This window comes from Streptomyces sp. NPDC041124 (genome assembly GCF_055592385.1).
Map to the genome: position 1 here is coordinate 106067 of NZ_JBVIYR010000005.1, position 26876 is coordinate 132942.

Below are 26876 nucleotides of genomic sequence, written 5' to 3' on the forward strand. Positions count from 1 at the left end.
CGGCCCCTGTGCCCGTCAAGAGGCCCCCTGCGTCATGACTTCATCCCGGAAGGCCCCTCCTGTGAACATCCACCCCGGCCCGACGGCCGACAGCGTGGTGATCTCCCGCAACCCCGCCGACCCCGGTGACGTGCTCGTCGAGCTGTACGGCTGCACCCCCGACACCGCCGCTCGAGCCGTGCAGCGGGCCGCCCGCGCCCAGGCCGCATGGCTCGCCGCCGGTGCGGCCGAGCGGTCTGTGGCCCTGCGCCGGGCCGGAGACGCTTTGGAGACCGCGTACGAAGAACTGACCGGGCTCCTGGTCCGAGAAGTCGGCAAGCCGCTCACCGAGGCCCGCGAGGAACTCACCCGCGCCGTGGCGATCTGGCGCTATTACGCCCAGCTACCTCAGGACGTTCCCGGAGCGGTGCGCGAGCCGACGTCCGGACCAGGGCTCCTGCTCACTCGCCGGCGTCCGCACGGCGTCGCCGGATTGATCACCCCATGGCAGTTCCCATTGGCCGCGCCGTCCTGGAACGCGGCTCCGGCCCTCGCGGCCGGCAATACCGTGGTCCTCAAACCCGCACCGGAGGCCACCGCGTGCGCCCTGCGCCTGGCGGAGATCCTCGGGCGAGCCCTCCCCGCGGACGTCCTGCAGCTCGCCCCCGGAGGCGTCGAAGTCGGAGCCACCCTGGCCGGCCTGGCCGATGTGGTCTCCTTCACCGGATCTCGCGCCGTCGGTACTGCGATGGTACGCGCCGCGGCGTCCCGTGGCGTGCCCGTCCAGGCGGACATGAGTGGTTACAACACGGCCGTGGTCCTCCCGGATGCCGACGTGGTACGCGCCGCCGCCGACATAGCCGTCGCGATCGCCGGCTGTGCGGGCCAGAAGCGCACCGCCACCAAGAGGGTGATCGCCGTGGACAGTGTCCTGCCGAAGCTGCGCGAGGCGTTGAGACAGGCTCTGCGGGCTCTGCCCGCCCGTGATCCGAACGCGACCGACTCGGTGTGCGGCCCCGTCATCTCCGAAATGGCCCGTGACCGTGTCGTCCACGTCACGGACAGCGCTCTCGCCTCGGGAGCGGACCTGCTGGCGGGGAATGCCCGGGGTGGCCGGAGAGAGGCGCCGGGCTGGTATGTCGACCCCGTGCTGCTCGAGAATGTGCCCGGACACCATGACCTGAACCGCCGTGAGATCCACGGCCCCGTCGCGGTGTTGTCAGGGGCGTCGGACTTCGACGAGGCGATCCGGGTCGCGGGCAGCGGCCGCCGCGGCGTGGTGTCCTCACTGCATACGAGCGATCTGGAGAAGGCGCTTTCGGCGGTGGACCGCCTGAACACGGCGATGGTGCGGGTGAACGCACCGACCACCGGCACCGAGTTTCTGCTCCCCTTCGAGCGGGAGAAGGACGCCCGCAGAGTGCGGGAGAAGGAGCGCGCCACGACGGATTTCTACACTTCCACCCGAACGGTGTCCCTACTGCCCACCGCGTCGGCCTGAGCTCGTCACAACGAGGGAGCCCGGTCGCACGGGCGGGGCGCGTGGATGCCGCACAACGTGACATTGTATAGTGGGGCAACAAATCCACGGAGGGGAATCCATGAGCGAGCTGAAGCCCCGCACACTCATCTCGGTACAGAAGCACCTGCGTGACCAGGTCGCCAACGCCCTCCGCGCGGCGCTGATCGCGGGCGACCTGAAGCCCGGGGTCATCTACTCCGCACCCACCCTCGCCGCCGAGTACGGCGTCTCCGCGACGCCCGTACGCGAGGCCATGCTTGACCTGGCGCGCGAAGGTCTGGTCGAGGCCGTACGCAACAAAGGCTTCCGCGTCACCGAACTGTCCGAGCGCGACCTGGACGAGTACACCGAGATCCGTTCCCTCATCGAGATCCCGACCGTCGGCAGGGTCACCCGGTCGGCCTCGCGGGAAGAGCTGGAGGCTCTGCGCCCCGTGGCCGAGGACATCGTGGCCGCCGCACGCGCCGGCGACCTCATCGGCTACCTGGAGTCGGACCGCCGCTTCCATCTCGGCCTACTCGGCCTCGCCGGCAACTCCCGCCTCGTCGAGACCGTGGCCGACTTGCGCAAACGCTCCCGGCTCTACGGCCTGACCGAGCTCGCGGAAGCCGGGGCGCTGGTGGCCTCCGCGCAGGAACACACCGCACTGCTCGACCTCATGCTGGCCGGGGACTCCGCGGCGGCCGAGGAACACATGCGCCATCACCTTGCGCACGTCCGGACCCTGTGGGCGGCGCGGAACCAGGAGAAGGCAGGGGAGCGCACCTCCTCGGTGCGGAAGCTGGGCACCCGCTGATCCCATCGCCACCGGCCGGCCACGGCTGACGGGGGACGGAGTGATCGGTCGGAGCATCCGTCAGGCCCTCGACCGCCCGGCACGACACGGCCTTCTCCCGAGGAGGGCCGTGCGGAGACTGCCGGTGCGAGAGCCACCGGCAGTCGGGCGGTCCTCGCCCGTTTCTTGCCCACCGGCCAGGGAGCTCGACTTCACGGCGGAACGGCCATCGGACGGGCCGCCCTCCGCCCTTCTCCGCTCAGGCCTGCTGCCTCCGCCGGTATGCCGCGACGGCGACGACCAGGTCCTCCCACGCCATGCCGCTCGTCTTCACGACCATGGGGCGATCGGCGCGGACGGCTGCTCCCGAGCCGAGCAGTTCGGCCATGGTCACCAGTGAGCCCGGAGCGAGCCTGCCCTCCCGGACCGCCAGAACGACATCGCCGGCCTCACGCAGAGCGACGTCCCGGCTCTCGACGACCACCGTCGCCCGCCCCATGAGCACGCCGTCGAGCTCGCGCGCCGACGGCTCATGGGAGCCGACGGCCAGCACGATCGCGGAGTCGCGCACGAGGTGCCCGCTGAGGACCGGAGCGCGGGCGGAGGTCGCCGCGACGACGACGTCCGCGCGGCGAACGGCTTCGGCGACTGCCGTGTCCTCCGCCACCAGACGGCGGTTCGCCCACACCGGGGACAGGCCGCCGCGACGCGTGACCACCGTCACATCGGTGACCGGCGCGTGCGCCCGGATCGTACGGACGTGTCCCTCGCCCTGCGGACCCGCGCCGAAGACCACGAGCCGCAGCCCGCCGATGGAGGAGTCCGCGAGAGCGCGCAGCCGGTCCAGACAGGCTGCGACCGAGACGGCAGGGGTGCGCAAGGTGGTCAGTGCGACCCCGTCCAGGAGGGCGCGGAGGGTCAGTGTCCCGCTGTCGTGCAGGAGATAGGTCGCGTTGATCCGTGGCAGGCCGCGTGCGGTGTTCCCAGGAGCGACCGTCGCGACCTTCACCCCGAACCAGCCGCCGGCCTCCGACGGCATGAGCAGGCCCTGGCCGTTGGACAGCGGAACGATGGCGCGGGGCACGTCGTCATCCGGATCGAACCCAGCCGTCAGTGCGTCACGGACCGCCGCGACGGCGGCGACCGGACCGAGCGCTAGGACGTCCTCGGCGTCGAGAACCGCGCTCACCGCAGCACGAACCCGGGAAGGAGCGCGTCACGGGGATCGACGGTGAACCGGCACGTGCCGATCGCGTGAGCCGTGCCCGTCACCGCCGTGACGGCCGCCGGGATTCCGTGTGCTGTCGTCTGCTTCGCGATCCGGGCGCGGAACACGGAACCCACCACGGACTCGTGCAGCAACTCGTCACCGGGGAGCAGTTCTCCGGCGTCGGCGAGGAGCGCGACCCTGGCCGATGTGCCGGATCCGCACGGGGACCGGTCGACCTCACCATCGGCGAACACCGTGATGTTGCGCTGGTGCAGTTGCCGGCTGCCGTCGGCCCGGAGCGCCGGAGGGCGGACCTCCTCGGTGAAGACCGTTCCGTAGACGCCGGACAGCCTGGCATCGCCCGGATGCTCGGCGGCGCGGGCGGCGTTGAGGGCGTTGCGGATCTCGCGTCCCACCGCGATGAGTTCCGTGGCATTCTCCGGCTGGACCCGCAGGCCGACCGCCTCCGCCGGCAGCACGGCGTACATCGCGCCGCCGAAGGCGATGTCCGCGGCGACCGTTCCGCGCGAGGTCGCCACGTCGACTCCGCGGGCGTGGACGTGGCCGGCGACGTTCGTGAACGTCACGTCCTCGACCAGGCCCCCGCTGGTGCGGACACTCGCCGTGACCCGCCCCGAGGGCACGTCGATCACGACGTCGGTGACACCGTCGTCGGGGGCCGGGACCCGGCCCGAGACCACTGCCCAGGCCCCGAGGGCCATCGTGCCGTGACCGCACGCGGTGGAGAATCCGTCCTTGTGCCAGAAGAGGACGCCCAGATGGGCTCCGGCGTCGTCCGGGGGCACCAGGAAGCCGCCGTACATGTCCGCGTGGCCGCGGGGCTCGCTGCACAGCAGTGCCCGCATCCACTGCGCTTCGTCGCTCGCCATCGCGACGACCCGGCGCTCGGCGACGGTGAGCCCGTCACCGGTCACCGCGGCGGGTCCGTCCGGCACGATCCGGAACGGTTCACCGCCGGTGTGCCAGTCGATCGTCCCGATCGGCTCCGTCGCTCTCGTCACTTCCGTCACGCTCCCAGATATGCCTCGACGACCTGCGGGTCGGCGCGGAGTTCGGCGGCCGATCCGGTCACCGACACCCGGCCGGATTCCATGACACAGCCACGGTGGGCGACCTTCAGCGCGGCCCTCGCGTTCTGCTCGATGAGCAGCACCGCGGTGCCCGCCCGGTTGATCGACACGATGGCGTCCATGACCTGGGCCACGATCAGCGGCGCCAGTCCCATCGACGGCTCGTCCAGCATGATCAGCCGGGGCCCGGCGACCATCGCCCGGCCGATCGCGAGCATCTGCTGCTCACCGCCGGACAGCGTTCCGCCCTGCTGGTCACGCCGTTCGGCCATGCGCGGGAACAGGGCGTAGACCTGGTCGATCCGCTTGTCGATCGACGTGCTGTCGCGCACGGTGTAGCCGCCGAGCTGGAGGTTCTCGTGCACCGTCAGCCGTGAGAAGATCCGTCGTCCCTCGGGGACGTGCACGATTCCGCGCTCGACGATCGACCAGGGCGTCGCCCTCGTGATGTCCTCCCCGAACGCCGTGACGGTCCCGGCCCGGGGCCGCACGAGGCCGGAGACCGCCGAGACGGACGTGGACTTCCCCGCGCCGTTGTTGCCCAGCAGAGCGACGATCTCGTTCTCGCGGACGGTGAGGTCGAGGCCCCTGAGGGCTTCCACCTTGCCGTAGGCGACTTGGAGTCCCTTGATGTCGAGGACGGTGTTCACCGTTCCACCTCCGTCGAGCCGCCCGGGCCCGTTTCGGCCGCGATGCGTTCCGCCTCCGCGTGAGCCTCCTCGTCCTCCGCTCCGAGGTAGGCCTCGATGACCGCCGGGTCCGACCGGATCTCCGCCGGCGTGCCGTCGGCGATCTCCCTGCCGTGGCTCAGTACGACGATCCGTTCGGACACCTTCATGACCAGCCCCATGTCGTGCTCGATCAGGACCACCGCGATCCCGAGGCCGGCGATGCGCCGCATGAGGTCGAGCAGGCGTGCCTTCTCTCCGTGGTTGAGCCCGGCAGCCGGCTCGTCGAGCAGCAGCATCCGGGGCTCACGCGCCAGCGCCCGCGCGATCTCGACGCGCCGCTGCTCTCCGTAGGGAAGGTTGCGGATCCGCGCGGTCCGGTCGTACCGCATGCCGACGAAGTCGAGCCACTTGTGCGCCTCGTCGGTGGCGGCGTCCTCGCCTCGCCGGTAGCGCGGGGTGTGCAGCATCGCGTCGAGGAAGTTCTGCTTGATGCGGACGTGCATGCCTGCTCGCACGTTGTCCAGCACTGTCAGGTCGCCGAAGAGCCGGAGGTTCTGGAACGTCCGCGCGATTCCGCTCGCGGCGATCCGGGCCGGCCGTTTTCCGGTGATGTCGATGCCGTGGAACGTCACGGAGCCGGCGGACGGTTTGTAGAAGCCCGTGATGCAGTTGAAAGCACTGGTCTTGCCGGCACCGTTCGGACCGATGACCGAGAGCACCTCTCCCTCATGGACGGAGAACGTCAGGCCGTCGACTGCACGCACCCCGCCGAACGAGACCGCCATGTCCTTCACGTCGAGGAGCACCTCGTTCACGACACACCTCCCTGTGCGCGGCGCCCGCGTCGCCTTCCCGGCTCGCCCGTACGGGCCGGCAGCAGCCCCTGCGGGCGGAACACCATGGCGACGATCAACAGCAGGCCGAAGATGAGATAGCGCCAGTTCTCTGCGCCGCGCAGCAGTTCGGGCAGCAGCGAGATCGCAAGAGCTCCGACGACCACACCCGGCGTGGAGCCCATACCACCGAGGACGACGGCCATCAGGATGAGCGCCGACCACAGGAAGTTGAAGCTCGGCGGAGAGATCGCCGTCTGGTGTGCCGCGAACAGTACGCCCGCGATGCCGCCGAAGACCGCGCCGGCGATGTAGGCCGCGAACTTCACCCTGTAGGTGTGGATGCCCATCGCCTCGGCGGCGTCCTCGTCCTCGCGGACGAACCGCCACGCCCTGCCGATCCGGCCGCGTCCCAGCCGGCTCGAGAACAGCACCGCGGCACACACGACGACCGTGGTGACCCAGTAGAGCGTGATGTCGGCACGCAGGCCGACATCACCGAAACCCGGGATGCCGTACAACCCGTTCGGGCCGCCGGTGAAATCGAGGTTGTTCGCCGTGATGCGGATGATCTCCCCGAACCCGAGGGTGACGATGGCCAGGTAGTCACTGCGCAGCCGGAGCGTGGGCCCGCCGATGACGAGCCCGCCGACGACCGCGGCGACCACGACCACGGGGACGGTCGCGATCATCGGCCACCCGAAGGCCGTGGCCAGCAGTCCCGAGGTGTACGCGCCGATCGCGAAGAACGCCGCGTACCCGAGGTCGAGCAGCCCGCAGAAGCCGACCACGATGTTCAGCCCGACCGCAAGCAGAACGAAGATGAGCGCGTCCACGGCGATCCGGATGACATAGGTGCCGGAGTTGAGATACGGCAGCGCCAGCGCGGCGACGGCCACGCCAAGGGCGAGCCATTTGCTCGCCAGGAAGTCCGACACCGCCTCCGCGGCCACCGCGCGGCCCGGTTTCGGGGTTCCGGCCCCCTGGCCGGCGAGCGCGACGTTCGCGGGTGCGCGCTCCTCCACGACGGCGGCATACACCGAGGCTTCCGCGTCGGCACGCGGGGTGGGTTCGTCGTTCATCACACACGCTCCGTGACACGCTCGCCGAGCAGCCCTGTCGGGCGCACGGTCAGGAAGAGGATGAGGAAGCCGAACGCGAAGACATCGCGCCATTCACTGCCGAGGTAGGCGACTCCGAACGACTCCAGCAGGCCGAGCACGATCGCGCCGAGAACGGCTCCGCGCAGGTTGCCGATACCGCCGATGACGGCCGCGGTGAACGCCTTGAGCCCGATGATGAAGCCCATCAGGAAGTCGATCTTCCCGTAGTACGCGCCGGCCATGACCCCTGCCGCACCGGCCAGGGCCGACCCGAGGAAGAACGTCCGCGAGATGACCCGGTCGACGTTGACCCCCATGAGCAGGCACGCTTTTGGATCCTGGGAGACGGCTCGCATCGCGCGGCCCGTCCGGCTCTTTCGGACCAGAGTGTCAAGAGCGATCATGAGTGTGATCGCGATCGCCGTCATCGCAAGCTGCGCCTGGGTGATCTGCGCGCCGGCGATGTTCAGCGTGCCGCCCCGGACCTCGATCTGGTACACCTCCGGGGTCGGGCCGAAGGCGACCGCGATGCCGTACTCGAGCGCGAAACTCGCGCCGACGGCGGTGATGAGAACGGACAGCCTCGGCGCGCTCCTCAACGGCCGGTAGGCCACCCGTTCCATGACCATGCCGAAGGTACCGGTCGCGATCATCGCGACGATCATGATGGCGACGAGCGCGACGAGTCCGCCGCCGAGTGCACCGGCACTGACACTGAGCATGGTGAAGCCGGCGAACGCCCCGAGCATGTACAGGTCGCCGTGGGCGAAGTTGAGCAGCTTGATGATCCCGTAGACCATCGAATAGCCGAGCGCGACCAGGGCGTAGAACGAGCCGACGAACAGGCCGCTGAGGACGAGTTGCAAGTGGTTCATACGTGTTTCCCGGTACGTGAGGGGAAGCAGCGACGCGTGGTGGCCGGTGCGGCCGGCCACCACCCGGCCGACGTCACCTGTTGAGGGCGAAGTCGTCGCCCTTGACGACGAGGATGTCGAAGCCGCCCACTTTCAGCGCGTGCTGGATGGTGAAGTTCAGCGGGCCCGAGAAGATCTTGAATCCGTCGATCTGCTCGAGTGCCTCGATGACGGCCTGACCGTCGGTGGAGCCGGCGACTGCGACCGCCTCTGCAGCGACGCGCACCGCGTCGTACGCCTGCGTCGAGTACGGACCGGGGTCGGAACCGAACTTCTTCTTGTACTTGGCGATCCACGCCTGGCCGCCGGGAATGGTCTGCGGCGTCTGGGTCATCGTCGCGAACACGCCCTGCGCGTTGCTCTTGCCGGCGATCTCGATCAACTTGCCGTCGACCGAGCCGTCCGCGACCATGATCTTGCCCTGGTAACCGGCGGCTCTGAGCTGCTTGATGAGCAGGCCACCCTCCTGGTAGTACCCCGTCCAGTAGACGAAGTCCGCCGTGGAGTTCAGCACGGTGTTGACGGCTCCCGAGTAGTCCGATTCCCCCGCGGTCACCGACTGGTGGGTGACGACCTTGATGCCGAGCAGCCCCAGTTCGTCCCGGGTGCGCTTGGTGATGTCGGTCGAGTACGAGGTGTTGTCGTCGACCAGGGCGACTCTCCCGCTGCCCTCCGCCTTGATGAACTTCGAGGCAGCCTGGGCCTGCTGGATGCCGGTGCCGTTGATCAGGAACACGTTCCGCCGCTGCTCCGCCAGCAGGTCGGCGGAGTTGGCCGCGGGCACGATCATGGGAATGTGTGCCTTGTCGAAGATGCCCAGCGTGGGCAGAGTCGCAGAGGAGCAGTAGCCACCGACCGAGATCCTGACGCCCGCGCTGACGAGCTTGGCGGCACCGGCGGCGGCTGTCTTCGGATCGCACGCCTCGTCCTCGACAGTGAGCGAGAGCTTACGGCCGTCGACACCACCCTTGGCGTTGATCTCGTCGACGGCCAGTTGGGCACCGTCTCTCATGTACGGCCCGATGGCGGCCGAGCTGCCGCTCAGCGGTGTGAGCATGCCGAGCTTGATGGTGCCGGAACTGTCACTTCCGGAGCTTTCCTGAGTGAGGTCGCCGCCACACGCGGCGAGGCTGAGCCCGAGCGTCATGGCGGTCGTCGCCATGACGGCGCGACGAACGATGGTCATGTCTTACTCCGTCTCGCGTTGTCCACCGCCGGGCGGTTGCCCGACGACTGAAGTGGCTCCTCGGATACGCAGCGACACAGAAATGCAACGTGTGACATTGCATCAACAGGTCTGCTGATGCCCGTGGAGCAGGACTTGCCCGTGGCATACATAAGCGGCATGCGCGCCGATCAGGCTGCGCCGTTGTCGCATGATGGGGTCTCTGCACGGTGATGCACGAATGCCACGCAGTGCAATGTGTGACATTGCACTGACAATAGCCATCGGCCTTGTGAGACGGAAGCTGCGGCGGCACCTGTGATGTATGTGTGACTTCTGGCCTTCTCGTATGCCGCGTGGGCGGCATACGAGTAACGCTCAGAGGGTGAAGCCCGCCGGGTAGGGATCCGACGGATCGAGCAGGTACTGCGCGGTGCCGGTGATCCAGGCGCGACCGGTGACGGACGGCAGGACGGCCGGCCGGTCCCCGACGGTCGTCTCACCGAGGAGGCGGCCGGTGAACCGGGAGCCGATGAACGACTCGTTGACGAAGTCCCGGCCGACCGGCAGCTGCCCGCGGGCGTGCAGTTGCGCCATCCGGGCGCTGGTGCCCGTGCCGCAGGGCGACCTGTCGAACCAGCCCGGATGGATCGCCATGGCGTGCCGTGAGTGCTCCGCGGTCGATCCGGGGGCCTCGAGGTAGACGTGGTGGCACACGTCTATGTCCGGGTTCTCGGGGTGGGAGACCGGGTTCTGCTTGTTGATCGCGTCCATGACGGCCAGTCCGGCGTCGAGCAGCCGCTGTTTCTCCGCCCGGTCGAAGGGGATCCCGAGATCCTCGGTCCGGACGAAGGCGTAGAAGTTGCCGCCGTAGGCGATGTCGTAACGCACCGCCCCGTATCCCGGGACGTCGACGACCTGGTCGAGTGCGTGGCAGTACGACGCCACGTTCTCGAGGGTCACTGCTTCGGCGTGACCGTCGTGTACCCGCACCCGGGCCGTGACCAGTCCCGCCGGTGTGTCGAGCCGGACCAGGGTCTCCGGCTCGGTCACCTCGACCATTCCGGTCTCGACGAGGACCGTCGCGACACCGATCGTGCCGTGTCCGCACATCGGCAGGCAGCCGGAGACCTCGATGAAGAGCACGCCGTAGTCGGCGTCCGGCCGGGTCGGGGGCTGCAGGACGGCCCCGGACATCGACGCGTGCCCGCGCGGCTCGCACATGAGCAGGGTGCGCAGGTGGTCGCGTTCCGTGACGAAACGCTGCCGTCTCTCGAACATCGTCGCGCCGGGGAGGACGCCCACACCCCCTGTGATCACCCGGGTCGGCATCCCCTCAGTGTGGGAGTCGACGGCGTGATAGCAGACGGTCGAGCGCATCGTCAGTTCACCCCGGCGTCGATAAGGACCTGAGTGGCGGCGCGTACGGCAGCCTCCGTCTCCGGGCCGAGCGGCTGTCGCGGCGGGCGGCAGACGCCGCCGCGGCGGCCGGTCATCTCCTGGCCGAGCTTGATGGCCTGGATGAACTCTGTCTTGCTGTCCCACCGCAGGACCGGGTGCAGCTGGCGGTAGAGCGGCAGCGCCGTCTCCAGGTCACCGGCGACGGCCGCCTCGTAGAGCGCGAGGCAGGCGCGGGGGAAGACCTGCGGGTAACCGGCGACCCAGCCCTTGGCACCGGCGACGGCGACCTCCAGCACGGTGTCGTCGGTGCCGATCATGAGGTCGAGGCCGGGGGCCAGCTCCGCGATCTCGTAGCAGCGCCGGACATCGCCCGAGAACTCCTTGACACCGACGATGAACCCTTCAGCGTGCAGCTTGGCCAGCAGGTCCGGGCGCAGGTCCACCTTGGTGTCGATGGGGTTGTTGTACGCGGTGACGGGCAGGCCGACCGAGGCCACCAGCTCGAAGTGCTCGAGGACCGCGCGGTCGTCGGCGCGGTAGGCGTTGGGCGGCAGACACATGACCGCCTGACAGCCCGCGTCCTTGGCGAACTCGGCGTGCCGCCTCGCCTCACCACCACCGTAGGCTCCGACTCCGGGCATGACGGTGAACCCGTCGGGGGCGCTCGCCACGGCCGTCTCGACGACACGGTCGCGCTCCTCGTACGTCAACGTCTGGTACTCGCCCAGCGACCCGTTCGGCGCGACACCGTGCATTCCCTGCTCGGCGAGCCAGGCGACGCTCTCACCGTAGGCGCCGAAGTCGACCGTGAGGTCGTCGTGGAACGGCAGGCTCGTCGCGACGATGACGCCGTGCCACGGCATGCGGGTCTCTGTCATGTGTGCTCCTTGGAAGTTGTCAGTGTTCTTCATCGAGGTCGGCAAGCGTCCCGAGGCTGACGGGCGTTGCGACAAGTCGTTCTGCGGGCGTGTAGGCCCGGCCCTCTGCCGCGAGGCAGTGCACCGCCGGCCCGCACATCCGCCCCTGGCACCAGCCCATACCGGCGCGGGTCAGCTGCTTGACCTGCCGGTGGTCGTGGGCCCCGCCCTCGGCGCAGGCGGCCCGGATCGCCCCGACGGTCACCTCCTCGCAGCGGCACACGACGGTCTCGTCGGTCAGCCACGAGGGCCATGCCGCCGGGATCGGGTGGGCACGAGCCATCGCCCGTGCGAAGGCGCGCTGCCCGGCCACCGTGGCACGGACCGCGGCCAGGCGCCTCTTCCCCAGCACGGGAGCGGCGCCGGAGTCGGCGAGGACCGATTCCGCGGCCAGGCGGCCCTCGCCCACCGCGAGTGCCGCTCCGCCCACCCCGCATGCCTCGCCCGCGGCGTACAGACCGGGGACGGTGGTGCGCTGCCCGCCGTCGGCGGCGACGACCGCGTTGCCGTCCGGCGCGTCCGTGAGGGCGCAGCCGAGGGGGACGAGGAGGTCGAGCTGCGGTGTGAATCCCCAGCCGACCCCGACGGCGTCGACGTCGATCTGTCGTTCGGTGCCGGGCCGGGGGCTGCCGTCCGGCGTGAGCGAGGCAATCCGGACCGATGTGACGCGGTCGCCTCCTTCGGCGCGGGTGATCGCCGTGCGCGGATGAACCCGGATGCCGTGGCGCGCGAGCGTGACGCCGTACCGTGCCCCTTCCGTCCACTTGGCGGGGTTGCGCAGCAGTGGCCCGGGGTGGCGCAGCCACGCCAGCGGGTTGGCGGCCTCGCAGACCGCTACGACGTCGACTCCGCGTGCGGCGAGGCCGGCGGCGACCGGCAGCAGGAACGGGCCGGTGCCGCCCAGCGCGACCCGGCTCCCGGCCGCGACCCCGCCGCCCTTGAGCAGCGCCTGAAGTCCGCCGATGGTGAGCACTCCGGGCAGGTCCCAGCCCGGGAAGGGCAGTTGCCGGTCGTAGGCCCCGGTCGCCACGAGGAGTCTCGGCGCACGCAGGACTCCCGCGGTCTCCCGCGGTGCGTCCCGGCGGTCGACCACGTGGACCGCGAATCCGTCGTCCTCGCGGACGGCGGACCAGGCATGCTGCGCCAGGCGCAGATCGAGCCGGCCCTCCTGGGAGTGCGCCGACAACGCCTCGCTCAGGGCGCGGTATTCGCGCAGTCCGTGGTGCAGGTCCTCGGTGGGGATCGCCGCCCGCGCATGCTCCGGCGGGTGCCGCCAGTACTGACCGCCGACGGCGGTGCCCGAGTCGACCAGCACCACGCGCAGCCCACCGGCCAGAGCCGTACCCGCCGCGGCCATACCGGCCGGGCCCGCGCCCACGACAATGAGGTCGGTCGATTCACTCATCGTCATCCTCCTCGGTCGTGACGGTCATACCCGGGCGCGCCGGTACCAGGCAGGCACGCTGCCCGCCGACGCCGTCGATCGTCACAAGGCAGTCGAAGCAGACGCCGATCCCGCAGAAGACACCGCGCGGACGGTACCCGAGGCGGGTGGTCCGCCAGGCGACCCGGCCCGCGGCCACGAGGGCCGCGGCGACGGTCTGTCCCTCGACGAACGGCAGGGACTTGCCGTCGACGACGATCTCGCTCACTGCGGCCCACCTCCGGGGGTGAGGAAACGGTCGGGGAGCAGAGCGGTGTGCGCGGCCGGATCGGCGCCGCGCCAGGGACGGCCGAGCAGATGAGCCGTCACGAGCGCGCCGGTTGCGGGGGCGAGACCGATTCCCGCTCCCTCGTGACCGCAGGCGTGGACGACCCCGGGCACCCGGGGGTCGGGGCCGACGACGGGCAGGTGGTCCGGGCAGTACGGCCGGAAACCGCGGTAGGCGCGGATCAGATGGACGCCGCGCAGGAAGGGGAACAGCCGGCACGCCTGTGCCGCGAGCCTGGTGACCACGGCGGTGTTCATCGTCAGGTCGAAGCCGACGCGTTCGCGGCTGGCACCGATGAGGATCGTGCCGCCGCGCGTGCCCTCCACGACGCACGAGGTCTCCAGTCCCGCCTCGGACGAGACGACGTTGGCGATGTAGTCGGCCGAGTAGACCTTGTGGCGGACCATCGGCGGCAGCGGTTCGGTCACCAGGACGAAACCACGGCGTGGCAGCACCTCGACGGGCGCGCCGAGCCGCCGGCCGACCTCACCGCCCCACGTCCCGGCGGCGTTGGCGACGGCGTCGGCGTGCAGGACCTCGCCGGCGGCCGTCCGGACGCCGGTGATCCTGCCCTCCCGGCTCGTCACCGCGCTCGCGACGTCGCCCGAGTGCAGGCGCGCGCCGCGCCGTACGGCGGCCCGCAGCAGGGCGGCCGCCGCCAGGACCGGCTGCACCTGGGCGTCCTGCGGATAGTGCACGCCGCCGGGGATGTCGGGGGCGAGGTGGGGTTCGACGTCCCGCACCCGGTCGACCGGCTCGGTGCGGACACCGGCCGCTTCCTGTCGCGCGGCGAACTCGCCGAGTGCCGCGAGGCCTTCGGCCGTGCTCGCGACGACAAGTCCGCCCTTGTGCTCGAGTTCGAAGGAGTCCGGTCCGAGCTCCTGGCCGGCCTCGTCCCACAGGGCACGGCTCAGGCGAGCGAGATCGAGTTCGGGACCCGGCTCCTTGTCGGAGAGGAGAATATTGCCCTCTCCGCGGCTCGTCGTCCCCGAGCCGACGGCTCCGCGGTCGACGACCGTGACGTCCAGCCCCGCCGAGGTGGCGTGGAAGGCGCACGCCGCGCCGACCACGCCCGCACCCACAACGACGACTTTCAGGGTCATCGACCCTCCCTCTGTGCAATGTCACATGCCATTGCTTAGGCTATACATCCGACCGACGTGAAGACAACGCCAACGGCAGTACGACTTTTTGCAACAGGAGACGGAGAACTGTGCATCTGACCGGAACCTCGATCGTGGCCGGCCGTGACATCCCCGGCACGGGTGCCCCCTGGCGTGGCGTCCAAGCGGCGACGTCCGAGCCCCTGGGCCCACCGTCGCGGGACTCATCACCCGACCATGTCGCGCAGGCGGCCCGTCTGGCCGCTTCTTCCGCCCGCGAATACCGCGCCTTGCCCGGGTACCGTCGGGCCGCCTTCCTCGATGCCTGCGCGGAGGAGATCGAGGCACTCGGCGACAGCCTCCTGGAACTCGCGGCAAGTGAGTCCGGACTGCCGCGGGACCGCCTGACCGGCGAACGCGGACGTACCTGCGGACAACTGCGCATGTTCGCCGATCTGGTGCGCAGCGGGGACGCGCTCGGTGTGCGCGTGGACCCCGCGCTGCCGGAGCGTCTGCCGCTCGCCCGAGCGGACCTGCGCCTGCGCAGGATGCCCGTCGGCCCTGTCGCCGTGTTCGGTGCGGGCAACTTCCCGCTGGCCTTCTCCGTCGCCGGCGGTGATACCGCCTCCGCACTGGCCGCGGGCTGTCCCGTCATAGCCAAGGCGCACCCGGCGCACCCGGGCACCTGCGAACTCGTCGCCCGCGCCGTCGTCTCCGCCGCCCGGCGCACCGGCATGCCCGCAGGCGTCTTCTCGTTGCTGGTCGGCCGCGGTACCGAAGTCGGTCAGACCCTCGTGCGCGACCCACGGATCACGGCCGTCGGATTCACCGGGTCCCGGGCCGGAGGCCTGGCGTTGGTCAGGGCCGCGCGCACTCGGCCTGTGCCCATCCCCGTCCATGCCGAGATGTCGGCGGTCAACCCGGTGGTCGTCCTCGACGGAGCCCTGGCCGACCCTGCCGCACTCGCCGCCGCGTATGTGGCGTCGCTGACCAATGGCTCAGGCCAGTTCTGCACGAATCCCGGCCTGGTGCTGCTGCCGACGGGTGCGGCAGGTGACGCCTTCCGCTCGGCAGTGGCCCGGGCGGTGGCCGAGACGACAGGACGGGTCATGCTCACTCCGGGCATCACGGAGGCGTACGTCGAGGGGTCGAGACGGTGGGCGGCCGTCGGCGGCGTCTCGTTGCTGGCTCAGGGAAAGCCCGGGGAGAGCCCGTATGCACCGGCTCCTGTGGTGCTCGAATGCGATGCTGCGACCTATGCGGCCCATGAGGACCTCTCCGGTGAGGTCTTCGGGGCCGCCGGACTCATCGTGCGGTGGTCCGGTGTCGAAGAACTCCTCGACCTGCTGGAAAACATGGAGGGGCAGTTGACGGCAACCCTGCACGGCTCCGACGCCGACCTGACGACAGCTGCCCGCCTCCTGCCCGTTCTCGAGGAACTCGCCGGACGCATCCTGTGGGGCGGCTGGCCGACAGGGGTCGAGGTCGGTCACGCCATGGTGCACGGCGGACCGTGGCCCGCGACGAGCTCGCCCGGTACGACCAGCGTCGGAACCCTGGCGATCGAACGCTGGCTCCGCCCCGTCTGCTACCAGTCGTTCCCCGACGCCCTTCTCCCCGAGGAACTGCGCGCCGACAACCCGCTGGGGATCACCCGGCTCGTCGACGGCACGCTCGAACCGCGGTCGAGGTAGCCGCTACCGGCCGCACAAGCCGGCTTCGCCGAACGGATGACGGGACGCCCCTCCCGTGCTTCCGCCAGCCGGGCCCGATGCGGGGCCCGGCTGAGCGAGCCTACGGGGTGAAGCCTCGCAGCATCGCTTCGACCTGCCGTTTGCCTCCGAACTGTGCCCAGCCGAGGGCGGACGAGTCATGTTCCGTGTCTTTGATCCGAGGATCCGCACCCAGCTCGATGAGGGTCCGCACTGTCTCCACGTCGTCATTCCACACAGCTTCGTGCAGCGGCGTGCGGTGGAGGAGGTGGTTTACATCGAAGCCGAGCTCGGCCAGCAGCCGAACTGCTGCCGCATTGCGGTGTTCAGCCGCGTAGTTGATCAGTTCCGGGGTTGTGGTCAGCGCCCGGGTAAGGGGCTCAGGTCCCAGGGCCGCGACCGCGTCGGCATCCGCGCGCATACTGGCGGCGACGAAGGCGTCCGTCGTGTCCAGCGTCGTCGAGGCGCCGGCCGAGGCGAGAACCTCCGCGACTTCAGCGTGTCCGTGCCGCAACGCCAGCCGGTAGGGAGTGTGCCCGCCGTATACCGGGTGCGCGCCGATGCCGTTGGCCTCGGCACCATGAGCCAGTAGCAGTCGAGCTCTGTTCGGGCCGCCCCGCAACGCGGCGGTGGAGAGCTCGTCGCGCAGCAACTGCCGTGGAGAGTGAAGTACCGGGCCCAGCCGGGCTCGCCACGGCCCTCCGTTACCGCTGCCCAGCCCATGCTCCAGCAGGAGCTCGAGATGTGTTGTGTCGTCGGTGAGGACCTCGTCGCCGAGACCGCGGTTGTAGAGGCTCTGGCTGTCATTGGGGTCCGCGCCGGACCGCAGCAGTAGCCGATCCAGTTCCAGTGCCTGCGGATGAGCCGGTTCTTCACGCTCGCCGCCGCCGAATGCGCCGGTGAGAGCGGGGAACGGTGAAGTCAGCCCTTCCCACAGGTAACCGGAGTTGGGGTCGGCGCCGCACTCGAGCAGGAGCCGCGCCGACTCCACCCAGCGACCGGGAGCGCGGAGGCGTGCGTACGACAGATACAGCAGCGGCTCCCACGCGAAGGGACCGCCCTGGCGAACAGCGAGGTCCGGTTCTTCGGTCAGGAGATCGTCGAGTGCCTCGTAGGATCCGGTGGCCGCCAGGTGAAGACATTCGCGACAGCCAGCCGTGGGTGCGTGTCGAGCATTAGGTCGGCCTGCCGTGTACGGCCCGGGACGTCGGTTTCGTAGGTGAGGCAGGCAAGACGCAGGAACTCGTCCGCCAACTCGCCGCCGGCCGCTACCTGGTGGGGGAGCGCGAGTAGCGCCTGATGGTATCGAGATGCTGCTTCAGCCGGGGCCAGCTCGTGAAGCCGTACATACGGGCGGTGACAGGCTGTGCGTCCGACAGGGTGAGTGATGCCGACGGCCTGGGATGGAACTCCGCAACGAGACCCAGTGCGTGGGCCACTCCGGCTCGTGCATCCCGCCGCAGCGACTTTGCCTGCTTGCGCAGCCGCTCCTGGCTCGGATTCCCCGGCAGTTGATGGACAGGCAACGAAGGCCTCCCTTCCGTCAGTGCCTGCTGTCCGCATGATCAAGCCGGAAAAGAGGTGGAACGTGTCGCTCGACAAGCAGCAGGTGGGCTTTGCCCTTCCCGCGGACCGGCCGCGCCCAGAGCGCGGATTTCCAGTTGTATCACTGTCCTGACGAGGACGCGATGCCGAAGTGTCTCCCGGTGAAGCGTCGGACACGACTCGGTAACAAGATGATTCTCGCGGGGAGTTGTAACATTTCACATTACTATGTGGCCTGTCACATCCCTCCGAGGTGGGTGTGCGTGGCGGCCCTTGAGGGCCGGGAAGGAGGGGGCCGGTGTCATCGGTTCAGAAGCGAAGACTCGCGTGGCTGCTCGTGCTCGCAGTCGTAGGGGTGACCGGCTGGATTCTGCTGCCGGAGGAGACATCAGGCGAGACCATCAAGGTCGGCACGACAGATGCCGCTACCTCGCTGGACCCGGCCGGGGCCTACGACGCCGGCTCCCTGGCCCTGTTCAGCAATGTCTTCCAGACGCTGCTCACTGTCGAACCAGGCGGTGCCGAGCCCGTACCGGACGCGGCCAGAAGTTGTGCCTTCACCGGCGCCGGCCTGCGTACCTACCGCTGTGAACTGCGCGACGGGCTCACCTTCCCGAGCGGGCGCGAAATGACCGCCCAGGACGTGAAGTTCTCCTTCGACCGCGTCAAGAGGATCAAGTCCGACGTCGGCCCGTCGTCTCTGTTGGACACTCTCCACTCGGTGCGGGCGAGCGGACAGACCGTCACCTTCGCTCTGTCCTCACCCGACGCCACCTTCCCGTTCAAGGTGGCCACCGGGGCCGGATCGATCGTCGACTCCACCAAATACCCGGCCACCTCCCTGCGCAGCGGCGAGCAGGTCGACGGCACCGGACCGTACACACTCGCGTCGTATGCGGAAGGAAAGCGGGCTGTCCTGTCACCCAACGGCGACTACCGGGGCGCCGCCAAGCAGAGGAGACAGCCTGTCGAGCTTCGGTATTACGAGGACACCATCAGCCTGAACGACGCGTGGAACGACCGCCGGATCGATGTCGCCGCCCGCCAACTCCCGCCGAAAATCCTCGCCGAACTGGACCCCAGCGACCCCGACCAACGAGTGTTTGAGGCGAACAGTGCCGAGACCCGCAACCTCTACTTGAACACACGTGAAGGCAAGCCGCTGCATGACCCGCGAGTCCGGCAGGCCATGGCGTGGCTGATCGACCGCGAGCGGCTCGCGGCCATCGTGCACGAGAGCACTGTCGTTCCGCTCTACTCGTTGATCCCGACGGGCATCACCGGGCACACCACCTCGTTCTTCGACCATTACCCCGAGCTGGATGCCTCAAAGGCGCGCCGACTGCTCACCGAGGCCGGTGTGAGCCTGCCGGTGCATTTCACTTATGCCTACTCCGAGGGCCGCGGTGCCGCTGCCGAGGAGGCCAAGGAGCTCAAGCGGCAGCTCGAGAAGAGTGGGCTGTTCGAGGTGAACCTCGTGGGCTACGACTGGGGCGAGTTCCAGAAGCGCTGGGCGGAGAGCAGGCTCGACGCATACGCCGTCGGTTGGGTGGCCGACTTCCCCGACCCGGACACCTTCGGTGGGCCGCTCGTCGGCACGGGGGGCACCATGAACACTGGTTACAGCAGTAAGGCCGTGGACCGGCTGATCGCGGCGAGCCAGCGCTTCACGGACCGCGGCAAGGCAGGCGCCGACTTGGAGGCCCTCCAGGAGGTCATAGCCAAAGACGCTCCAGTCATTCCCTTGTGGCAGGCCAAGGAATATGTGGTCACCAGCGACGACGTTGGCGGCGGTCAGTATCTGTCGGACGGCACGGGTGCGTTCCGTCTGTGGCGCCTGACTTGGATCTGACGCTTCCGGTGGCTCAAGCGTCCCGGGTCTGATCAACGCCTCCTATCAGGCCATATGGAGTGAAACATTGCTCAGCGCCCAAGCTCTCGGACCTTCACTGCGAAGATCATTCGGTTGGAAGGTTGCTCCGGGACTCGTCACGGGCGTCACGTGTGGGGTCCTGTACCGGCGGGTGCTCCTGGACGGAACCCGGAGCGGCCCGGTTCGGGGTGGCCGGGCTGTGCGGGGACTGCTGGAGCGGTGGCGGCCGGCGGTCGCGGGGGCGTCCATGCCGGCCTCGGGTAGCCACAGCGCGAGCAGGGCGACATCGTCGCCGCTGGGCTCGATGCGCTTCCAGTAGTTCGTCGCAGAAGTCGTCTACGGGCTGCTCGGCCAGCGAGTGTCGATGAGGCGGGAGACGGTCGGGTCGGAGGCCACCGAGCCGAACACGGCCGGCTTGGCCCGCAGCATCCCGACATCGGCCAGGCAGTCCCCGCCCAGCGCGACCGCGAGGGCCACATCCAGCACGGTCTTGCCCGGATCGTGCACCGCCCGAGCCTTCCGCCACGGCGCAAGCGCCGCGGATACCGCGGTGTCCAAACCGGCCTTGCGGACGGTCTCGACCAGCAGCACGCTCCCGACCTGCGAGACCACCGCCCGGCCTCCGGCCTCGATGCCGACACGCGGGTAGGACCCGATACGCTTCTTCCCCTGGAGAGTGCTTCTTTCCGTGTAGCCAATAGGACCCTCGACAAGTCCCATCGTTGCAGGTCAGGAGCACTCTCTGCTTATTTGATCAGGCCCCGGACACCCCACCTCCTGAAAGCGCGAGGTTAGGCCGGGACAGTCTGGCATGCATGCTCCCGGTCGACGGATTCGCGGCAGCTTGCTTCGCGCAGATCGTGCAGGTGAGAAGCCCGCTCACCACGGCGCACGATGTTGTGTGGGGTCTTCGAGCTGAAGGCATGCCCATGTACAATGAACGACGCCCCTGACCTGCAGAAAGCTAGCGGGGAGCCGTCTTCTAGGAGTCCAAAGTGCTGCGAACTTTGATCAAGTCCAAGATCCACCGCGCCACCGTCACCCAGGCCGACCTGCACTACGTGGGCTCCGTGACGATCGACGCGGATCTGCTCGACGCCGCGGACCTGCTGCCCGGTGAACTCGTGCACATCGTCGACATCACCAACGGGGCCCGGCTCGAGACGTACGTCATCGAGGGGGAGCGCGGGTCGGGCGTGGTCGGGATCAACGGGGCCGCGGCCCATCTCGTGCACCCCGGTGATCTGGTGATCATCATCAGTTACGCTCAGGTCACCGACGCCGAGGCGCGGGCGCTGGAACCCCGGGTGGTGCACGTGGACGCCGACAACCGCATCGTCGCCCTGGGTGCCGACCCGTCCGAGCCGGTGCCGGGGTCGGACCAGGAGCGCAGCCCGCAGGCCGTGAGCGCGGTCTGACCTGCGCACGGCGAGGCAAGCGAGGCGGGAGCGGGACGTGACCATGGGTGACATCGAGATCCGTGACGACCGGGCGGCGGGCCGGCTCGAGGCCGTGGCGGACGGTGAGGTTGTCGGGCGGATCGAGTACTTCGTCCTCGACGCCCCGGGGCGCGCGCTCGTGCCGGTGCACACGGTCGTGGAGCCCGCCCACGAGGGCAAGGGCATCGCGGGGTCCCTCGCTCGTGAGCTCTACGCCCTCGCCGCCCGCGAGGACAGTGCCGTCGCCCCGCTGTGCCCGTACGTCGCCCAGTGGGCCGAACGGCACCCCGACGACGCTCCGGCGGCCGGTCCGGAGCTGATCCGGGCGGCGAAGGAGTGGCTCGCGGCCCATCCCGAGCGGTTCTGAGGACAAGGACACCCGGTCGGTGCTCGCACTGCTGCACACCTCTCCCGTCCACGTGCCCGTCTTCGACGGCCTGCGTGACGAGGCCCATCCCGGGCTCCGGCTGCGGCACGTCGTCGCCGAGGAACTGCTGCAACGCGCCCGCGTCGACGGTCCCGCCGCCGTCGCCGATGCCGTACGGGCTCGGGTGGGGGACGCCGTCGACGCGGGCGCGCAGGCCGTGCTCTGCACCTGCTCGACCATCGGCCAGGTCGCGGAAGCGGCCGCCGCCGAGGCCGGTGTTCCCGTGCTGCGCGTCGACCGGCCGATGGCCCGCGCGGCCGTGGCCGCCGGGCCGCGGGTGGTCGTGCTGGCGGCGCTGGAGAGCACCCTGGGGCCGACGGTCGCCCTGATCGACGAGGAGGCCGGCCAGGCCCGGCGGCCCGTCGAAGCGCGGACCGTGCTGGTCGAGGGTGCCTGGCAGCACTTCGAAGCGGGCGACGGGGCGGCCTATGTGCGCCGGGTCGCCCACGCGGCCGACGAGGTCACCGGCGCGGACGTCATCGTCCTCGCCCAGGCCTCCATGGCCCCGGCCGAACGGCTCACCACCACGCGGGTCCCCGTGCTGTCCAGCCCACGGCTGGGGCTCGCCGCGGCCGTGACGGCCGGCCGCCTGTAGCGACGCCGGCCCGGCGCGGACGCCGGCGGTGCGCCGACCGGCCCCCGGCGGTCACGCGGGCGGGTGACTGGAGCCACCGCCGCCGGGTAGGCGGGGGAGTAGTCCAGAGCCGACGTCGACCGATTGGCCGGAGGACACGCGCCATGACGAACCCGTACCCGGACCCCGTCCCCCCGGGCCCCACTCCCGGACCGGACCCCGGCCCGGACCCCTCGCACCCCGAGCCGTTCCCCGACCCGACGCCGCCTCCCGGCCCGGGCCCCGTACCGGCCCCTCCGCCGCCGGGCCCCGGACCGGAACCGACCCCCGCGCCACCGGGGCCGCCCCCGCCGCACCCGGGCCCGCCCGAGCCGTCCCCGTCACCGATCCCGCCGGGCCCCGAACCGACGCCGGACCCCGAGCCCGGCCCGCCACTGAGCTGAGCGGCCGCACGTCCCACGACGCACGGGAGGGCGGTGGACGGCCCCCGCGAGCCGTCCACCGCCCTCCCGTGCGTCCGAAGGCGACTACGCCTTCACCTCCGAACGGTCACCGCCCCACAGCGTGTGGAACGAGCCGTCCCGGTCCGTGCGCCGGTAGGTGTGCGCACCGAAGTAGTCGCGCTGACCCTGGGTCAGCGCGGCCGGCAGGCGCTCCGCGCGGAGGGCGTCGTAGTAGGCGAGGGCCGCCGCGAAACCGGGTGTCGGCACGCCCTGGCGGGTCGCCGCGATCAGCACCTCCCGCCAGTCGTCCTGCGCGTCGGCGATCTCCCGCGCGAAGGTCTCGTCGGACAGCAGGCTCGGCAGGTCGGCGCGGGCGTCGTAGGCGGCGCGGATGCGGTCCAGGAAGGCCGCCCGGATGATGCAGCCGCCGCGCCAGATCGCGGAGACCGCGCCGAGGTCGATGTCCCAGCCGTACTCCTCGCTGCCCGCGGCGACCTCGTGGAAGCCCTGCGTGTACGACACGATCTTCGACGCGTACAGCGCCTGCTCCACCCGGTCCGCGAACGCCGCCGCCTCCGCCTCGCCGAGCGGTGTGGCCTTCGGGCCGGCCAGCCCGCGCGAGGCCTCGCGCAGCGCCGCGTGGCCGGACAGGGAGCGGGCGAACACGGCCTCGGCGATGCCGGACACCGGCACGCCCAGGTCCAGCGCGATCTGCACGGTCCAGCGGCCGGTGCCCTTCTGCTCCGCCTGGTCCACGACCACGTCCACGAACGGCTCGCCCGTCGCCGCGTCCACGTGCGACAGCACCTCGGCCGTGATCTCGATCAGGTAGGAGTCCAGCCGGCCGGTGTTCCAGGTCCGGAAGATCTCCGCGATCTGCGCGGGGGAGTACCCGGCGACGTCGCGCAGCAACTGGTAGGCCTCGCCGATCAGCTGCATGTCGGCGTACTCGATGCCGTTGTGCACCATCTTCACGAAGTGACCGGCACCGTCCGGACCCACGTGCGTCACGCAGGGCGTGCCGTCGGCCGCCTTGGCGGAGATCTTCTCCAGCATCGGGCCGAGTGAGTCGTACGACTCCTTCGGGCCGCCGGGCATGATGCTCGGACCGTTCAGCGCGCCCTCCTCACCGCCGGAGACGCCCATGCCGACGAAGTGGATGCCCTGCTCGCGCAGGGCCTTCTCCCGCCGGCGGGTGTCGGCGAAGTGCGCGTTGCCACCGTCGATGATCATGTCGCCGGGCTCGAGCAGCGGCGCGAACTCCTCGATCACCGCGTCCGTCGGCTCACCGGCCTTCACCATGACGACCAGCCGGCGCGGACGCTCCAGCGCCGCCACGAACTCCTTCGCCGTCTCGGCCGCTACGAAGCCGCCCTCGTGCCCGAACTCCTCCACCAGCGCGTGCGTGCGCGTCGCCGTCCGGTTGTGCACCGCGACCGTGTAGCCGTTGCGGGCGAAGTTGCGCGCGAGGTTGCGGCCCATGACCGCGAGTCCCGTGACGCCGATCTGCGCTGAACTGCTCATTTGGGGTGGCTCCTAGTGACTTCGGTATCGGTACTGCCGGTGCGCCGGTGCTGCCCGTCGGCGCATTTCAGTCCTGCCGTCGACCATCCTGACGTGCCGCACCTGCGGGTGCATGCGCGGGTCGCCCGGACACCGCGCAGGCACATACGGGCGAAGGCACCCCCCTTACTCAGCCGCTCCGCCCGGTGCGCCGGCCCGGCGCACGCACGCGCACGCCCCCGCGGACGGACACACCCGCCCGCGCACACGTCCCCTCGGGCGACGACGGGGCGCAACGGGTGACGACTCCCGGCCATCTGGCGCATCCGTGCGGCTGATAGCCGCCTTGTCACGGCCAGTTCGCAGCGCTTACTTTTGCCCCTCCTGACGCATTGTCGAGGGGGATTCCATGGCCGTGCGCGGCCGGCACCGCCGGTATCAGCCGAACAGGATCAACCGGGCTTCGCTGACCGTCACCGCGGGCGGTGCCGGAATGGCGCTCCCGCTCATGGGCACCGGCGCCGCCCAGGCCGCCGACGTGGAGACCTGGGACAAGGTCGCCGCCTGCGAGTCCACCAGCAACTGGGACATCAACACCGGCAACGGGTACTTCGGCGGGCTCCAGTTCAGCCAGTCCACCTGGGAGGCCTTCGGCGGCGCCCGGTACGCGCCGCGCGCGGATCTGGCCACCAAGGACCAGCAGATCGCCGTGGCGGAGAAGGTACTCGACGGACAGGGGCCCGGCGCCTGGCCGGTCTGTTCGGTACGGGCCGGACTGACCCGGGGCGGCGGCGCCGCCGACATTCAGCCGGTCACCGGCACGCAGGCCGGCGGCAAGAGCACACAGGCCGAACGCGCCGGGCAGAGCGGCGGCAAGAAGGCCGACCGGAAGACCTCCGTCGAGGACGTCAGACCGCACACCACACCGCAGTCCCGTGCGGGCCGCGCCGAGATGTACATCGTGGTGAGCGGCGACACCCTCTCCGGCATCGCCGAGGACGAGCGGCTGCGCGGCGGCTGGCGGGGCCTGTACGACGCCAACCGCTCGACCATAGGCGCCGACCCCGACCTCATCGTGCCGGGTCAGCGCCTCTCCCTCTCCGCGGCGACGGCCGAGGCTCCCACGGCGCCGGCGAAGAAGCCGGCCGAGAAGAGGGCCGACAGGAGCGCGGAGAAGAAGACAGAGCAGAAGACGGAGCAGAAGACACAGAAGAAACCGGCCAAGCAGTCCGAGAAGCGCACCGAGGACCGCGCCGACCGCTCCGCCAAGACCGGCGCCGGGCGGGTCGCGCCCGTCAGCGCCGCCCTCGGCACGCCCTACCACAAGGCCGGATCCTCCTGGTCGAAGGGCTACCACACCGGAGTGGACTTCCCCGTCCCCACGGGCACGTCCGTGAAGTCGGTCGCGGCCGGCACGGTGGTGAGCGCCGGCTGGGAGGGCTCGTTCGGCTACCAGGTCGTGGTCCGGCACACCGACGGACGCTTCAGCCAGTACGCCCACCTGTCGGCGATCTCCGTGAAGAACGGCCAGTCCGTCGGCGCGGGCCAGCGCATCGGACGCTCCGGTTCGACCGGGAACAGTTCGGGCCCGCATCTGCACTTCGAGGTGCGGACGGGGCCCGGCTTCGGATCCGACATCGACCCGATCGCCTACCTGCGGGCGGGCGGCGTCAGGATTTGACCCGTGCCCGGTGCCGGTCCACCGCCGGCACCGGCACGTACGGGCCGCCGTAGAAGGGCGCGTACGACACCAGCGGCACGAGAACCGGTTCCGTGCCGTCCGGCCCGTCGTCCGGCGCCGGCACGGGAACGGCCGGAAGCCGCACGTCCTCGGGGAGTGCGAGCCCGGCCAGCAGCAGCTCGGCGGGGTCCGCCCCGGTCCGCCCACCGGGTCCGGCATCGGAGCGGGCCGCGGGAACCTCCACCGGCCCGGCAGCGACTTCGGAAACGGAGCGCACGGTGTCGGCCGCTTCCTGCTGCTCGCGGGCGAGCCGCTCCGTCGTGAGCAGGATCAGGCCGCCCGCCGCCACCACGCCGCAGCTCAGTGCGAGCGCCGTGCCCGTCGTGCCGTAGCGGAAGGTCTCGCCGAACATCGTGATGCCGACCGCGGCCGCCACCACCGGATTGACCACCGTCAGCGTGGCCAGCGGGGCCGCGAGGCCCGCACCCCGGTAGGACGCCTGGGACAGCAGCATGCCGGCCGTGGCCAGCACGCCGATCACCGCGAGGGACGGCAGGTTCGCCGCCGAGACCCCGCCGGTCCAGTCGACCGCGACGGTCTTCGTGAACACGGAGGACATACCGAACGCGACGCCGGACGCCGTCGCCAGCAGGATGCTGCGCACCGCGGGATGCCGGTGCACCGCCCGCGCGGCGGCCATCAGCGCCGCGATCGCCCCGGCCGTCCCCAGCGCCGCCGCCACCCGCTGCGCGGTCTCCAGCGACTGCGCGTCGGCCGAGCCGACCAGCGAGAGCAGACCCGCGAGTCCCACCGTCGCCATGATCGCGCCGCGCCAGGCGGTGGCCCCGGCCCTGCGGCCCACGAACAGCGCGGCCATCGGCAGCGCGAACACGATCGTCAGGGCGCCCAGCGGCTGCACGAGGCTCAGCGGACCGTAGGCCAGAGCGACCACGTGCAGCAGCCCGCCGAGGCCGTTGAGCGCGACCGCCGCCCACCAGCCCGGACGGCGCAGCGGTGCGTACTGCTGCGCGCCGGGTGAGGACACCGCGACCTGCTCCTGCACGATCGCTCCGCCGGCGTACGCCACGGCGGACACGAACGACAGCAGCACGGACAACGCGAGGGCGCTCATCGGCGGCTCCTCTGCGTGAGGCCGGAGCGGTGGGCCCGGCGCGGCGAACGGTCGGCATCCATAACCAACACGATGCCCTGCCGGACTGTTCCCGTCGTCGTCCCTGAGCACCCAATGGGTCCTACTGCCGATGGAGTACGACGAAGCGCCC

General features: G+C 70.4%; 23 protein-coding genes and 1 pseudogene. 8 read left to right on the forward strand and 16 right to left on the reverse strand.

What is annotated here, in order from left to right:
• Positions 1-34 precede the first annotated feature (34 nt).
• The gene (locus tag ACZ6A9_RS15305) at positions 35-1480 is read left to right on the forward strand and encodes an aldehyde dehydrogenase family protein (protein ID WP_468984817.1); all 1446 of its coding nucleotides are present in this window, start codon (positions 35-37) and stop codon (positions 1478-1480) included.
• A 100-nt stretch (positions 1481-1580) separates the two neighbouring features.
• Positions 1581-2297, forward strand: a complete 717-nt coding sequence (locus tag ACZ6A9_RS15310; protein WP_387030271.1) for a GntR family transcriptional regulator — start codon at positions 1581-1583, stop codon at positions 2295-2297.
• Positions 2298-2535: 238 nt separating this feature from the next.
• Here the strand turns inward: ACZ6A9_RS15310 and ACZ6A9_RS15315 are convergent, their stop codons facing one another.
• The 12 genes from ACZ6A9_RS15315 to ACZ6A9_RS15370 all read right to left on the reverse strand — a co-directional run bounded on the left by ACZ6A9_RS15315 (position 2536) and on the right by ACZ6A9_RS15370 (position 14396).
• Positions 2536-3465 (reverse strand): ornithine cyclodeaminase family protein, encoded by a 930-nt coding sequence (locus ACZ6A9_RS15315; RefSeq protein WP_387030268.1) that lies wholly within the window; start codon positions 3463-3465, stop codon positions 2536-2538.
• Positions 3462-4508: a proline racemase family protein gene (locus ACZ6A9_RS15320; RefSeq protein WP_407111641.1), complete on the reverse strand. Its 1047-nt coding sequence runs from the start codon at positions 4506-4508 to the stop codon at positions 3462-3464. The genes ACZ6A9_RS15315 and ACZ6A9_RS15320 overlap by 4 nt, the downstream gene beginning before the upstream one ends.
• Positions 4509-4513: 5 nt before the next feature.
• Complete coding sequence (locus tag ACZ6A9_RS15325; protein WP_387030264.1) at positions 4514-5227, reverse strand: ABC transporter ATP-binding protein; 714 nt, start codon at positions 5225-5227, stop codon at positions 4514-4516.
• Complete coding sequence (locus ACZ6A9_RS15330; RefSeq protein ID WP_468984821.1) at positions 5224-6063, reverse strand: ABC transporter ATP-binding protein; 840 nt, start codon at positions 6061-6063, stop codon at positions 5224-5226. The genes ACZ6A9_RS15325 and ACZ6A9_RS15330 overlap by 4 nt, the downstream gene beginning before the upstream one ends.
• A complete protein-coding gene (locus ACZ6A9_RS15335) occupies positions 6060-7163 on the reverse strand; it encodes a branched-chain amino acid ABC transporter permease (RefSeq protein ID WP_376247766.1) in 1104 nt (367 codons plus the stop codon). The genes ACZ6A9_RS15330 and ACZ6A9_RS15335 overlap by 4 nt, the downstream gene beginning before the upstream one ends.
• Positions 7163-8119: a branched-chain amino acid ABC transporter permease gene (locus tag ACZ6A9_RS15340; protein WP_468984823.1), complete on the reverse strand. Its 957-nt coding sequence runs from the start codon at positions 8117-8119 to the stop codon at positions 7163-7165. The genes ACZ6A9_RS15335 and ACZ6A9_RS15340 overlap by 1 nt, the downstream gene beginning before the upstream one ends.
• Before the next feature lie 13 nt (positions 8120-8132).
• A complete protein-coding gene (locus tag ACZ6A9_RS15345) occupies positions 8133-9284 on the reverse strand; it encodes a branched-chain amino acid ABC transporter substrate-binding protein (protein WP_387030258.1) in 1152 nt (383 codons plus the stop codon).
• A gap of 357 nt (positions 9285-9641) precedes the next feature.
• Positions 9642-10643 (reverse strand): proline racemase family protein, encoded by a 1002-nt coding sequence (locus ACZ6A9_RS15350; RefSeq protein ID WP_387030255.1) that lies wholly within the window; start codon positions 10641-10643, stop codon positions 9642-9644.
• A 2-nt stretch (positions 10644-10645) separates the two neighbouring features.
• Positions 10646-11542 carry a dihydrodipicolinate synthase family protein gene (locus tag ACZ6A9_RS15355; protein WP_468984826.1) on the reverse strand — a complete coding sequence of 299 codons (897 nt, stop codon included), beginning with the start codon at positions 11540-11542 and terminating at the stop codon, positions 10646-10648.
• 19 nt (positions 11543-11561) lie between these two features.
• A complete protein-coding gene (locus ACZ6A9_RS15360) occupies positions 11562-12986 on the reverse strand; it encodes an FAD/NAD(P)-dependent oxidoreductase (RefSeq protein WP_468984829.1) in 1425 nt (474 codons plus the stop codon).
• Positions 12979-13233, reverse strand: coding sequence for a (2Fe-2S)-binding protein (locus ACZ6A9_RS15365; RefSeq protein ID WP_387030248.1), 255 nt, complete (start codon positions 13231-13233; stop codon positions 12979-12981). The genes ACZ6A9_RS15360 and ACZ6A9_RS15365 overlap by 8 nt, the downstream gene beginning before the upstream one ends.
• Entirely contained in the window at positions 13230-14396 is a 1167-nt protein-coding gene (locus tag ACZ6A9_RS15370; protein ID WP_407111645.1) for an NAD(P)/FAD-dependent oxidoreductase, read from the reverse strand. The genes ACZ6A9_RS15365 and ACZ6A9_RS15370 overlap by 4 nt, the downstream gene beginning before the upstream one ends.
• Before the next feature lie 110 nt (positions 14397-14506).
• Between ACZ6A9_RS15370 and ACZ6A9_RS15375 the strand changes: the two genes are divergently transcribed.
• Positions 14507-16090, forward strand: a complete 1584-nt coding sequence (locus tag ACZ6A9_RS15375; RefSeq protein WP_468984832.1) for an aldehyde dehydrogenase (NADP(+)) — start codon at positions 14507-14509, stop codon at positions 16088-16090.
• Positions 16091-16190: 100 nt separating this feature from the next.
• Here the strand turns inward: ACZ6A9_RS15375 and ACZ6A9_RS15380 are convergent, their stop codons facing one another.
• Positions 16191-17099 carry an ankyrin repeat domain-containing protein gene (locus ACZ6A9_RS15380; protein WP_468984834.1) on the reverse strand — a complete coding sequence of 303 codons (909 nt, stop codon included), beginning with the start codon at positions 17097-17099 and terminating at the stop codon, positions 16191-16193.
• Positions 17100-17951: 852 nt separating this feature from the next.
• Here ACZ6A9_RS15380 and ACZ6A9_RS15385 point away from each other — a divergent pair.
• Positions 17952-19505 carry an ABC transporter substrate-binding protein gene (locus ACZ6A9_RS15385; protein ID WP_468984836.1) on the forward strand — a complete coding sequence of 518 codons (1554 nt, stop codon included), beginning with the start codon at positions 17952-17954 and terminating at the stop codon, positions 19503-19505.
• A gap of 381 nt (positions 19506-19886) precedes the next feature.
• Here ACZ6A9_RS15385 and ACZ6A9_RS15390 read toward each other — a convergent pair.
• Positions 19887-20246 (reverse strand): annotated as a pseudogene (locus ACZ6A9_RS15390) (transposase); the annotation flags it as partial.
• Positions 20247-20521: 275 nt separating this feature from the next.
• Between ACZ6A9_RS15390 and panD the strand changes: the two are divergent.
• The 3 genes from panD to ACZ6A9_RS15405 are packed head-to-tail and all read left to right on the forward strand — an operon-like array spanning position 20522 to position 21987.
• Positions 20522-20944, forward strand: coding sequence for an aspartate 1-decarboxylase (panD, locus tag ACZ6A9_RS15395; protein WP_468984839.1), 423 nt, complete (start codon positions 20522-20524; stop codon positions 20942-20944).
• Between the two features lie 43 nt (positions 20945-20987).
• The gene (locus tag ACZ6A9_RS15400; RefSeq protein WP_468985735.1) at positions 20988-21332 is read left to right on the forward strand and encodes a GNAT family N-acetyltransferase; all 345 of its coding nucleotides are present in this window, start codon (positions 20988-20990) and stop codon (positions 21330-21332) included.
• Positions 21333-21351: 19 nt separating this feature from the next.
• Complete coding sequence (locus ACZ6A9_RS15405; protein ID WP_468984841.1) at positions 21352-21987, forward strand: aspartate/glutamate racemase family protein; 636 nt, start codon at positions 21352-21354, stop codon at positions 21985-21987.
• Between the two features lie 506 nt (positions 21988-22493).
• On the opposite strand, the gene gndA is transcribed toward ACZ6A9_RS15405, so the two are convergent.
• Positions 22494-23933 (reverse strand): NADP-dependent phosphogluconate dehydrogenase, encoded by a 1440-nt coding sequence (gndA, locus tag ACZ6A9_RS15410; RefSeq protein ID WP_468984843.1) that lies wholly within the window; start codon positions 23931-23933, stop codon positions 22494-22496.
• A 388-nt stretch (positions 23934-24321) separates the two neighbouring features.
• Here gndA and ACZ6A9_RS15415 point away from each other — a divergent pair, with 388 nt between their 5' ends.
• The gene (locus ACZ6A9_RS15415; RefSeq protein WP_468984846.1) at positions 24322-25593 is read left to right on the forward strand and encodes a transglycosylase family protein; all 1272 of its coding nucleotides are present in this window, start codon (positions 24322-24324) and stop codon (positions 25591-25593) included.
• Here ACZ6A9_RS15415 and ACZ6A9_RS15420 read toward each other — a convergent pair.
• Complete coding sequence (locus tag ACZ6A9_RS15420) at positions 25583-26725, reverse strand: DMT family transporter (protein WP_468984848.1); 1143 nt, start codon at positions 26723-26725, stop codon at positions 25583-25585. The two genes, ACZ6A9_RS15415 and ACZ6A9_RS15420, sit on opposite strands and share 11 nt — an antisense overlap.
• Positions 26726-26876: the final 151 nt, after the last annotated feature.